The sequence below is a fragment of the Legionella maceachernii genome (assembly GCF_900167045.1).
In the GTDB taxonomy this organism is placed as follows: domain Bacteria; phylum Pseudomonadota; class Gammaproteobacteria; order Legionellales; family Legionellaceae; genus Tatlockia; species Tatlockia maceachernii.
This window is the reverse complement of sequence record NZ_FUXJ01000004.1, coordinates 170,396-179,675: the sequence shown is the minus strand read 5'-3', so window position 1 is coordinate 179,675 and position 9,280 is coordinate 170,396. Positions and strand designations below refer to the sequence as shown.

The window sequence follows — 9,280 nt, the reverse complement described above, 5'->3', positions numbered from 1 at the left end:
CGTCTACGCACCAGGCGATCCCTCACTACGTTCGGGACGACATGAAGGTGTTTGCGCCATGTCGTCTACGCACCAGGCGATCCCTCACTACGTTCAGGACGGTGTGAAGGTGTTTGCACCATGTCGTCCTGAGCGAAGCGAAGGATCTCCCGACTCTTGGCAGCAACTCCTAAAGTTGCTCATCTCATTTAGAGCTAGCTGTCATCGTGGATTTAAGCCACCATTTCTTTTTTTGACGTCTGCACAGTAGTTTGAGTCAAATCAAGAAGCTCTCGAATGGCGACAAAAAACATAGTGTAGTTCAGCGTGCTGCTTGACCGTAAATCAGATAAAATTTCGCGCCATCGATCAATGAGCGCGGCATGCTTCTCTGACCAACCCTCGAACGCTTTTTTGAAGTCCTTTCTCTTTTCATCAAATCGGATGATACCGGCTGTTAACTGTCTTTGTTGCCAATCTAAATCGTCTCGCAGGGCTTCTCTGGATAAAGACTCCCAGTGATTTTCTGTTGGATGCGCAATGACTTGTGAACGTATCCAAGTGATGTCTAATAGCTCGCCAATATCAAAATAAACTTCAGCGACCTTACCTACTTCCAGATTCACTTGATGCGATACTTCAATAATGTCCATCGCTGAAAATAGCGCGCGAGTTATCGTCAATTCATGAGCCAAATGAGGAGGAATACCCAATTCAAGGTATTGATTATAATGATGCTCGTATTGCGATAGATTTCCCCCACTAAATTTTTCTGGCAACGCTTTCTTTAACTCACGCATGCCTGGTGAATAGAGCTTAACCGCTTTAGTAATATCCAGTTGCATCCGTTGACTGCGTAGGAACCAGCGAGTCACTCGTCTGAGTAGACGCAGATAAAGCATAGTTAATTCAACTTGCTTTTCAGCCGTAATTGTCGTACCGAGTGCATCAATGTCTTTCCAGATGGTCTCTAAACCCAGCACAGCTCTGGCAATCATGTAAGCACGAACAATAGCGGAAATGGGAGCGCCTGTTTCATCTTGTTGACGATAAATAAAGGTAAAGCCCATTTCATTAATGATGATGTTGCTTAACCGCGTTGCAATGATCTCACGTTTAAGTGGATGCTTTTGCATTTGCTTTTCATAACGTTCAGCCAATGGCGTTGGGAAAGAGTTAGCCAAAATCTCTTTAAAAAACGGATCTTCTGGAACATTCGAATTTAAGATCTCTTCTTTTAAAATGGTTTTACTGTAACACAGTAACACTGAAAGGCTCGGACGACTTAACCCTTTGCCGAGTAATTTTCGCTCCATTAACGCTTTCTCATCAGGCAAAAACTCTAAACTTCTGTCCAACTTACCTGTGCGTTCGAGCTCATTAATATAACGCGCATGCAACTCGATCAAACGCGGCGCTTGGGCTGCTGCAACACTGATTGCACGGGGCTGGCTAAAGTTATCACGCAAGACAAGTTTAGCAACTTCATCAGTCATTTCACCCAAGAGCTCATTTCGTTGTTTTTCGGTCAAATCACCTGCAGCAACGATGCTATTAAGGAGAATTTTGATATTCACTTCTTTATCGGAACAATTCACCCCTGCTGAATTGTCAATAAAGTCGGTAAAAATAAGACCACCATTGAGTGCGTATTCAACTCGAGCCAGTTGAGTTAATCCAAGATTACCTCCTTCACCAACTACTTTACATCGAAGCTGTTTACCGTTGATACGAATTGCGTCATTGGTTCTATCACCCACATCAATATGTGATTCTGCCTGCGCCTTAACAAAGGTTCCAATTCCTGCGCTCCACAATAAGTCCACTTTAGCTTTGAGGATTACGCGAATTAATTCATTGGGTTCAATGGCAGATTGTTTAATTCCAAAAACGTCTTTCATTTCTTTGCTAACGCTAATGGATTTCGCATTGCGATTAAAAACACCACCGCCTTTGGAAATAAGTTTTTTATCGTAGTCAGACCAGTTTGAACGCGGCAAATTGAATAATCGCTCACGCTCTTGATAGCTGATTTCGGGATCAGGATCTGGATCAATGAAAATATGCACATGGTTAAAAGCAGCAAGCAGCTTAATGTGCCGGGACAGCAACATACCATTACCAAAAACATCCCCAGCCATATCACCAATACCGACAACAGTGAAATCACTCGTTTGCGGATCTCTTCCCATTTCGTAGAAATGGCGTTTTACCGACTCCCAAGCACCTTTAGCAGTAATACCCATCTTTTTATGGTCATACCCCACTGAGCCACCTGAGGCAAAAGCATCACCTAACCAAAAACTATACTCAGCGGAAATGGCATTAGCGATGTCTGAGAATGTTGCGGTTCCTTTATCCGCTGCAACGACAAGATAAGGATCATCCTCATCATAACAAACAACACTTTCTGGCTTAACAATACCACCGTTTTTCAGGTTATCAGTAATATCCAGTAAGCCGCGAATAAACAACTGATAGCAGCTTATTCCCTCAGCCAAAATTTCTTCTCGTGTACCGTTCACAGGCAAATGCTTCGGTACAAAACCACCCTTGGCACCGCTTGGAACAATAACGGCATTTTTTACTTGCTGAGCCTTCATTAGCCCTAAAATTTCGGTTCGAAAATCTTCTTTACGATCGGACCAACGTAGACCCCCACGCGCTACTTTTCCGCGACGAAGATGGACAGCTTCAAATTTCGGTGAATAAACAAAGATTTCAAACATAGGATAAGGTTTGGGTACGCCTGGAATATCCTTACTGCTTAATTTAATGGAGATATAATTCTTTGGCTCACCGTGCTTATCAACTTGATAATAATTTGTTCGGATAGTGGATGAAATGGCTTGAACATATTGTCTAATAATTTTGTCTTCATCAAGGTTAGCCACTTCATCAAGATCAACAAAAATCTCATTGACCAAACTTGTAAAATCCACATCCCTATTCGCTTTGATCGTGGGGTTAAATCGTATATCAAATAATCGCACCAACTTACTGGCAATATGCGCATTATTGCTTAAAGCTGTTTCAATATATTCTTGACTGAAAGTAAACCCAATTTGCTTAAAATATTTCGCATAAGTGCGTAACACAGAAACTTGGCGCCAATCTAAACTCGCCGCCAGGATAAGCTGATTAAATCCATCATTTTCAGCTTGGCCAAACCAGACACTAGCAAACGCATTTTGAAATAAGTCTTTTATTTGGTCGATGTCAAAATCATTTTTATGCGTATATTGCAGCGCAAAATCATTAATCCAAGTTTGCTTATTATCCTCAAATTTTAAGACATAAGGCCTTTCACTGATTGCCTTCATGCCAAGCCGTTCTAGGATAGGCAATACCTCTGATAAAGCAATCGTCGTATCATGTTGATAAATTTTTAGGCGAAAATTCTCTTCGGGTTCATCCAAAGGCTTATAAAAATTCATGACCAAGGGATCGCTATTGGATAACGTCTCCACGTGCTTGATGTCCGCAACTGCTGTCCTCGGAGGGAAGTTCGCAGTGTACTCTACTGGAAAAGCCCCTTTATAACGCGCATAAAGACGGTTTGCTTTCTCTTCACCAAAGGTATCAAATAAGTAATGCTGAAAGTCATCAGTCCAAGTACGTCCGATATCAATGAGTTTTTGCTCGATTTCTTTAAAATCCCATTGCGTTTCATCATGCGGATTTGTTCTGATAATGAAATGAATACGAGCGAGAACGGATTCAGAGAACCAAGTTGAAAAATTCACTTCCTGAGAATTAAAACTCTCTTTCAGTATCTTTTCCATGGCCAATCTTAGTTCCGTGTTCCAGCGATCTTTAGGCACATAAACTAAACAAGACACAAAACGACGATACACATCTGTTCGAGCAAACAAACGAATTCGTCGACGCTCTTGCATATAGAATATGCCCATTGCAATTTCAAGCAACTCATCTTCCGAGGCTTGAATTAAATCATCACGAGGCAGCGTTTCAAGGATGTTAAGCAACACTTTGCCCGCATGACCGCGAGGATTCAAATTGGAATTCTTCATGATCTGTGCGACTTTGTGTCGCAAGAAAGGAATATGCCTCGGGCTGGTGTTATAAGCAGCAGAAGTGTATAAACCAATGATGCGCAGCTCACCAATCACCTGGCCTTTTTTATTAAAACGCTTTATTCCAATATAGTCGGTATAAGCACGACGATGTACAGTGGCTTCAGTGTTTGTCTTTGACATGACTAAAGCGCGATTGGATAAAGTCAGCTCTCTGGCTTCTGGGGTCATGGCTGAAATGCTGCGTGCACTCGATTTACTCATACTTTGCCGCAAAACGCCTAAACCTGTTTCAGGTAGGGGTTGTAGAATCGTTTCTTGCCCCTTTCGAATTAATTCGTATTCACGCATTCCTAAGAAAGTAAAATGATGATCTTCAATCCACTTTAAAAAAGCAATGGTTTCTGAAGCTTCATTGGGTTCTAGTACGGAAGAAACCGTTTCAAGCTCAGCAATAGCTGCTCTCACTTTTTCCCTCATGAGCATCCAATCACTCACCACTGCTCGGTTGTCATCTAAAACTCGTTCAAAATTGCGATGTAAATCTTCAAGCACCGACGCGTCCGTTTGTCGATCGATTTCAATAAAAATCGCTGCTTCAACAATCACATCTTTGTCATTGCTTTCACCATTTCTTGGTAAAACATCGATGATTTCATTGTCTTTGCCGCGTCTCACCCGCAAATTTCCCATATGCATAATAAGGTGAGACACTAAACCTAGGCGATTGATGACCATTCTTAAAGAGTCAACCAAGAATGGCATGTCGTCGGTAATAATCTCAACCACAGTATGAGTTGTTTGCCAACCGTGTCTTTCGTAATCAGGGTTATAAATACGAATTTTAGTCTCGTTAGGAGCACGATGCTGAATAAGTGACCAAAAATTAATTGCAGCACCGTAAAGATCATCAGTGTCCCATTCCCTTAGATCCTCCAAGGCCACAGTGCCGTAAAATTGACGGACAAATTCGATGCAAAATGGAGCTTGTCCTCCACTCATTTTTTGCTGTAGCTTTTCGATTACGGCATCAATAATTAGACCTTTGCCTTCTTCAAACTTATAAGACATTCAACTCACCTCTTTAGGCATGGGAAATAAATTGCCGCGCATTATATACTGCTGTGAAGACAACTTACACCGCCAATTTTATTTTTTATTTATTCGATACAGACTTTAGTATCTAGAGCGACCCAATTCACTAACTCAATTAAGTCCGCATTCCGCATTCGAATACAACCGCGCGATCCAGGCTTACCCAAATCGGTGGTGTCAGGAGTTCCATGGATATAGATACAACGTCGTAAACTATCGACCTCTCCTCCTTTATTACGTCCTTCCTCTAAACCGTCCAATTGTAAGATACGTGTTAGAATCCAATCGCGTTCCGGAAATTGAGCAGCCAATTCGGGAGTATAGATTTCTCCAGTCCATTGACGCGCAATGAATACACTATTCACTGGAGCATTTAATCCTATTTTCGAATAGATACAATGCCAGCCACGAGGAGTACACTCACTACCGTATCGCTCACCTAAGCCATTTTTACCGGTTGAGATTGGGTAGGACTTATAAGGTTTATCATTTTCAAAACAATGCATCATTTGCTGATTTGCTGAAATGAAAATAAATTGAGCATTGAAAGTCTGCATTATCATTTATTGTATTGCAACCGTTTTAGTGTTTACAAACTCTAAAATCCCTTCTCTCGACAATTCTCTGCCGAAACCCGAACGTTTGATTCCTCCAAACGGAACCCGAGGATCAGAAGCCACAAACGCATTGACGAAACAAGCACCGGCCTCAATTTCATATTGAGCGATGTGTTCACCGCGTTTTTCATCACGAGTGAAAACAGCAGCGCCCAAACCATAACGGCTTTCATTTGCTAATTGAATCGCCTCTGCTTCGTCACTGGCTGAAATGACAGCGATCACCGGACCAAAGAGTTCATCATCAAAAGCAGGCATACCTTTGTGCACATCGACTAATAAGGTAGGCGGGTAATAAAATCCTTGATGATTGGGGATTTGGCCACCAAAAATTAATTTGGCGCCTAGTTTTATGCTTTTTTCCACTTGTTCATGAAGTGCACTGCGCAAAGCTTCACTCGCCATTGGTCCCAAATTCGTGCTAGGGTCTAGAGGATCACCCATCTTGTATTCTCCTACAAGGGATTTAATTTTTTCCACTAACTCATCCCGAATGGGGGGCAGCGCAATGATGCGTTTTGCAGCTATACACACTTGACCACAATTATTAAGCCGAGATTTAACAATGCATTTTGCAGCAAGATCCAGGTCAGCATCGGCAAGAATTAAATAAGGGTCATTTCCACCTAACTCTAACACCGCTTTCTTTAAATGGTTAGCCGCATTTGAAGCCACCGCTGCACCTGCTCTCTCACTACCCGTGAGAGTGACAGCAATGATTTTGTTATTAGCAATCACTTTTGCAGCCAAATCATTGTCTAAGATGAAATGCTGAAATAAATGTTCTGGAAATCCGGCTTCTAGAAATAAATCGGCAATCGTATTGCCCGTTCCCGTTGAAATGGGTGCGTGCTTTAATATTGCTGCATTTCCGGCCATTATGGTAGGTACAGCAAAACGAAATACCTGCCAAAATGGAAAATTCCAAGGCATGATCGCGAATACAACACCGAGAGGTTGATAACACACCATGGTCTTTTTCATTTCAGTTTTGATTGTTCTCGGTTGTAAGTACGCTTCCGCATTTTCAGCATAGTGCTCACATAACCAAATGCATTTCTCGATTTCCGCATGCCCTAGTGCAATGGGTTTGCCCATCTCATTGGCCATTAATTCTGCCAATTCCTCTTTTTTTTGAGCGAGTTGCTTTGCCAGATTTAACATTAACTGTTTACGTTGGGAAAAAGGGGTTTTCCGCCACACAGAAAAGGTTAAATGACCCGCCTCAATCAAAGAAGATATTTGATTTTCTTTTAACGTCGTGTATTCGTTTAACACGGCTTCTGTAGCAGGATTGACAGTGCGAATAATCATTTTACCATCCATTTATTTCTATTTTTTAAGTTTATCTTATCATTGTCGGGAAGCAAGCTCATTAAAATCCTACTCGCAACATTTTGGTCTGCAAAAGGTATCAGTAATGAATAATTCACTCACAGTATTCTTGCACAGGAGTTTTGATTGTTGTTACTATTTCGCTAATCCGTCTTATTAGGTTAAAAATCTTAGGAAATTTATGACAAAGAAAAAACTAGGCTACCCTCCTGCTCACTACCTGGTTGCCTGGGCTGTGCACGCTTTTACAGCAAGTGCGGCTTGTTTTGGGGTATTAACCCTCATTGAGATTTATCAACATAACTATGTCCAGGCCCTTTGGTTTATGGGAATAGCGGTATTTATTGATGCAGTGGATGGCTCTCTCGCAAGATTAGTGGGGGTCAAATCTGTTTTACCTAATATCGATGGGACATTACTTGATAATATTGTCGATTATCTAAACTATGTCATTACTCCTTGTTTTTTCCTGTTCGTTAAACCGGATATGTTACCTCCTGGTTATTTGTTATTCATTATTGTCGCCATCGTCATTACTTCGGCATATCAATTTTGTCAGGCAGATGCAAAAACCGCTGATCATTTTTTTAAGGGCTTCCCCTGCTATTGGAATATCGCAGTATTCTACATGTTCATCTTTGACACCGCGATGACAACCAATGCTTGGATTCTTTCCATCTTATGTGTATTGATTTTTGTACCGGTAAAATATGTCTACCCATCAAGATTGGATTACCTAACTGACTCTAAATTTTTAAAAGTTGTGATGCATAGCCTTTCCGCAATTTATGGGATTAGCTCTGCGATTATCCTTTGGAGTTATCCCAATATTGAATCACTTTGGCTCGCGTTATCCGTGGGGTATGTAGTGATTTATCTAACCCTCAGTGTGTATAGAACTTATTCTCCCATGATTAAATCAAGAATTGCTGCCAATAAAGACTAATTTTAGCTAAAACTGGGATTTCAACGCGATGCAAAAAAGTCGTCCCGAGAAAACGCTTCATTCTGAGCACAGCGAAGCAATGATAGTTGATTGTCGTCCTGAACAGTGAGGATCTCCTTACTACCAAGAGGCGGGAGATCCTTCGCTTCGCGAAGCGATGGCCCTACTACGAAATGAAATCATCACGGATTCGCGTAATTTTATTCACTTTTAATGCGGTTATCATTAGAATACGCGCTTTAGTATCGATAGAGGATTCGCATGTCGCTTTATAAAACAATCATGTCAGTGTTTACAATGACTGTTTTTTTTAGCAGCATGGCTGCTGCCAATACATTTCCACATGGCTGTGAGGTCACCGGTTTTGGTTTTAATGAAAATTACTTAGTCCTTAATGAAAATGGGGAACAGTCGTTTTATTTAATTCAGAACCGTGGCAATGTTCCAATTGAATTACAACGTTATGAAACACGTGAAGTTTTCATGAGTCCCCCTCTTACGGCAAAATTAGATCCTGCTAATTGGGCAGCTTTTGCCTCTGATGTTGACCACTTGCATTTTCAATGCTTTGTCAAAGAGAACGAGGGCAATGCTCCCGTTGATTGTCGCAATGTTTTAGAAGTGTGCCAGTACCCTCGGGTTAAATTTGCATTAAGCAATATGGGTAACTATTGGGTTTCGACAAATAAATCGCAATCCCAAGTTATTAACGAGGCAGCAAACAAAGGGATCTACTTACGTTGGTAACTTCTAAAGCACAAGACAGCCTGTTTTTATTGAGTGGGATTGTGGGTGCCGGTATCTTGCTTTTCGGCCTCACACAAACACCCGCCCAGGTTTACTACGTCATTGGCTCAGTTTTACTGCTATTCACATCGCTTCATTTTAGGTTATTGTATTTTATAGCCCTTGAAATGATCCTCATTGCTGGACATGGCGCCATTCTTCTTCACATAAGCAACACCTTGCAAATTGCTTTGCCTGTGCTCTTATCGGTGCAGCTTCTCGTTTTTTATTTTTTAAGCGGCCAGCTTAATAATGTTTTTCTGTTAATAGGCATTTCTGGCATTGCTTTTCTTTCTGTCGGCTTTGCCTATGAAAATCAATGGATTTTCTTTTTTGGAGGCTTATCCATTGCCATTTATGCTTTTCATTGCGCTTATCGAGGAAGATTAATTACCTTATTGTGGGCTATCCTTAATACATTATTTGCGTTAATTGCTATCTATAAATTATTTTTTTCTTAAGTCCTTAAATAGAATTCTAATACA

General features: G+C 41.2%; 6 protein-coding genes. 3 read left to right on the top strand and 3 right to left on the bottom strand.

Features of this window, described 5'->3' with window-relative positions; genetic code table 11:
- Positions 1–212 precede the first annotated feature (212 nt).
- From B5D33_RS04055 to B5D33_RS04045, 3 genes are all read right to left on the bottom strand, one after another.
- On the bottom strand, positions 213–5,087 hold the full coding sequence (locus B5D33_RS04055) for an NAD-glutamate dehydrogenase (RefSeq protein WP_058451419.1): 4,875 nt from the start codon (positions 5,085–5,087) through the stop codon (positions 213–215).
- An 89-nt stretch (positions 5,088–5,176) separates the two neighbouring features.
- Positions 5,177–5,674, bottom strand: coding sequence for a L,D-transpeptidase family protein (locus tag B5D33_RS04050; protein ID WP_078767331.1), 498 nt, complete (start codon positions 5,672–5,674; stop codon positions 5,177–5,179).
- Positions 5,675–7,042: an NAD-dependent succinate-semialdehyde dehydrogenase gene (locus tag B5D33_RS04045; protein ID WP_058451420.1), complete on the bottom strand. Its 1,368-nt coding sequence runs from the start codon at positions 7,040–7,042 to the stop codon at positions 5,675–5,677.
- Between the two features lie 202 nt (positions 7,043–7,244).
- On the opposite strand from B5D33_RS04045, the gene pcsA reads away from it, so the two are divergent.
- The 3 genes from pcsA to B5D33_RS04030 all read left to right on the top strand — a co-directional run bounded on the left by pcsA (position 7,245) and on the right by B5D33_RS04030 (position 9,256).
- Complete coding sequence (gene pcsA / locus B5D33_RS04040; RefSeq protein WP_058451421.1) at positions 7,245–8,009, top strand: phosphatidylcholine synthase; 765 nt, start codon at positions 7,245–7,247, stop codon at positions 8,007–8,009.
- Positions 8,010–8,270: 261 nt separating this feature from the next.
- Positions 8,271–8,756 (top strand): hypothetical protein, encoded by a 486-nt coding sequence (locus tag B5D33_RS04035; protein WP_058451422.1) that lies wholly within the window; start codon positions 8,271–8,273, stop codon positions 8,754–8,756.
- On the top strand, positions 8,750–9,256 hold the full coding sequence (locus B5D33_RS04030) for a hypothetical protein (protein ID WP_115304896.1): 507 nt from the start codon (positions 8,750–8,752) through the stop codon (positions 9,254–9,256). Before B5D33_RS04035 ends, B5D33_RS04030 begins: the two co-directional genes overlap by 7 nt.
- The last annotated feature ends 24 nt before the right edge of the window (positions 9,257–9,280 follow it).